Origin of the sequence: Mycetocola sp. (assembly GCF_025464835.1) — a bacterium.
Taxonomy (GTDB): Bacteria; Actinomycetota; Actinomycetes; order Actinomycetales; family Microbacteriaceae; genus Mycetocola_A.
This window is the reverse complement of record NZ_JAODMP010000044.1, coordinates 1-2683: the sequence shown is the minus strand read 5'-3', so window position 1 is coordinate 2683 and position 2683 is coordinate 1. Positions and strand designations below refer to the sequence as shown.

1 protein-coding gene is annotated in these 2683 nt (G+C 65.6%); it reads left to right on the top strand.

The genetic code is table 11. From position 1 onward, the window contains the following. The first annotated feature begins 288 nt into the window (after positions 1–288). A complete protein-coding gene (locus tag JWP90_RS05250) occupies positions 289–2235 on the top strand; it encodes a glycoside hydrolase family 15 protein (RefSeq protein ID WP_297360652.1) in 1947 nt (648 codons plus the stop codon). The last annotated feature ends 448 nt before the right edge of the window (positions 2236–2683 follow it).

Here is a 2683-nt window from a genome sequence, read left to right as displayed (position 1 = left end):
CTGTGCCCGCCTCCTCCATTTGCTCGCCGAACGCGGCGAGGTTCGCGACCAGCTGATAGACCGTCGTGCCGACCCACACCCACCCTCCGATCAGGACGAGGGCGAGTATGTCGCCGAGAATCTGGCGGGTCCTGCGAGGGCCGAAGTCGGAGTACAAGGTCATAGCTTCATGATGCCAGCGACGACCCCCACACCTGTCGCCGGCCTCGCAGGCGCGGTCCTTTCTGAGTTCCTCGTCAGGGGCGCAACCCCTCGCGCCAGAGATGATCCCGGGAATATGGTGCATCCGTGGCTGCAGCGCGTGAAAGTTCTTTCGTTCGGGAGCCGGACTCCACAGACCGTCCCTTCCCGATAGAGGATTACGCGCTCATCGGAGATCTGCACACAGCTGCGCTCATCTCGCGGCAGGGGACGCTGGACTGGCTGTGCATGCCACGCTTTGACTCGCCGTCGATGTTCGCCGCGCTCGTGGGCCCCGAGGACGCCGGTCACTGGACGCTCGCCCCGCGTGGAAAAGTGACGCACACCGAACGCGCCTACCTTCCTGGCACGTTCGTCCTGCGCACACTGTGGCGCACTGAGGAGGGCGAGGCGGAGGTTATCGACTTCATGCCGATGCACGACCGGCGCGCAAACCTCGTTCGGCGTGTGAGAGGGCTGCGGGGCAAGGTGTCGTTCCACCAGATCCTGCGGATCCGGTTCGACTACAGCGCCGCGGTTCCGTGGATCCGACAATTGGCGTATGGCGGCGGGACAGCGCTTTTGGCGACGGCGGGTCCGGACGCCGTGCTGGTCACCGGTCCGCGGTTACGCGCTGACGGCCTGCGGCACGTCGCCGATTTCGCGGTGGCGGAGCACGAGGTCGTCGACCTCGTGTTGACCTGGTACCCGTCATATTTGCAGCCTCCGGAGCCGACGGATGTCGACGGGGCACTGCGTCGTGCTGTGACGTGGTGGCAGGACTGGGCGCGCCGCAGCAACCCGCCGTCGCCGTTCGACGAACAGGTGCAGCGGTCCCTTCTGGTGCTGCGGGCCCTCACCCATGAAGACACCGGGGGGATCGTCGCGGCCGCGACCATGAGCCTTCCCGAGGAGCACCAGGGTGTGCGCAATTGGGATTACCGCTATGTCTGGCTGCGTGATGCGGCGCTGACGATCGGCGTGCTCATGACTCATGGATACCGTGAGGAGGCGGGGGAGTGGCGGCAGTGGTTGCTGCGCGCGATCGCCGGCGACCCAGCGGACGTGCAGATCATGTATGCACTGGGCGGCGAGCGTCGACTACCTGAGTTCGAGGTGCCGGAGCTGTCCGGGTACGGTGGCGCCACCCCTGTGCGGGTCGGGAACGCCGCTTACCTGCAGCGTCAGTGGGACATCTTCGGCGAAGTGATGGTCGCGCTGCACGGCGCTCGCACCGCCGGGCTCGAAGAGTCGGAGGCGTCTTGGCCGCTGCAGCTGGCGTTGCTCGGGTTCCTTGAGGAGAACTGGCACAAGCCCGACCGGGGAATCTGGGAGATCCGCGGTGAGGAGCGCTATTTCACCCACTCGCGCGCCATGGTGTGGGCGGCCTTCGACCGTGGGGTGCGCGGCATCACCGAGTTCGGACTGCCCGGGAACGCCGAACGGTGGGCGGCACTGCGGGATCAAGTGGGGGAGGAGATCATGGCCCGCGGATACGACGCCCAGCACAACACGTTTGTGCAGCACTACGACACCGCCACGGTGGATGCCTCGCTGCTGCAGCTGCCTCAGATCGGATTCCTCCCCGCAGACGACCCTCGGATGCTCGGCACGGTTGCGGCCATCGAGGACGAACTCATGGTCGACGGGCTACTGCTGCGCTATCGCGCGGAAACCGGCGTAGACGGTCTTGCCGGGACGGAACATCCGTTTCTCGCCTGCTCGTTCTGGTTAGTCGAACAGTACGCAGCGTCGGGGCGTGTATCGGACGCGAGGAAGCTGATGGAGCGGCTCACCACGCTGGTCAACGACCTGGGGTTGCTCAGCGAAGAGTACGATCCCGTTCGGCGCCGGCAGGTGGGCAATGTGCCGCAGGCGCTTTCGCACCTCAGCCTCGTGCGGGCGGCTGACGCCATCGCCGCTGCGGAGAAAGGGAACGAGGAGGAACTGCCGCTCGTGCGCGGGGAATCCGAGGGTGGACAGGCGGATGAGGTGAGCCGGACCGGCGACGAGGAGCTTCCAGCCGCTACAGGTGAGGCCGGGGCGAAGACCTGAGATGCTCTGGATGGACGAGCGGACCGTGGATCGCGACGTTGCGTTAGCGGCGTCCCACTGACAGCAAACATCAAGATCACCCGCTTCACCGCGTGCGTATGACGCCCCCTCGTCGGGCTTTTTGTCGGGCGAGGCGCACGACTGGCGTTTATGAGCCATCGCGACAGGATCAGAAAGCGAACCAGCTGCCTTCCCGGATCTCAAGTCCGGAGAACCGTTCTGCGGAACACTCCCTCTGCGACGAGAAGGCCGTTGTCTCCTTTCAATCGCCAGGGCGAGCGGCCACACATCGCGGAAGCGCTCAAACACAATCTCGTCATTCTCGCTCCAGATGGCGTCACGAGCGGCGCGCGTGCGAATCCAGTACTTCGCCTGCTGGCTCCGCCGACTGGTTAGCCGCGCTGACCACCAGTGACATCCAGCGGTCTGCCACAGTAGACCAGGTCTC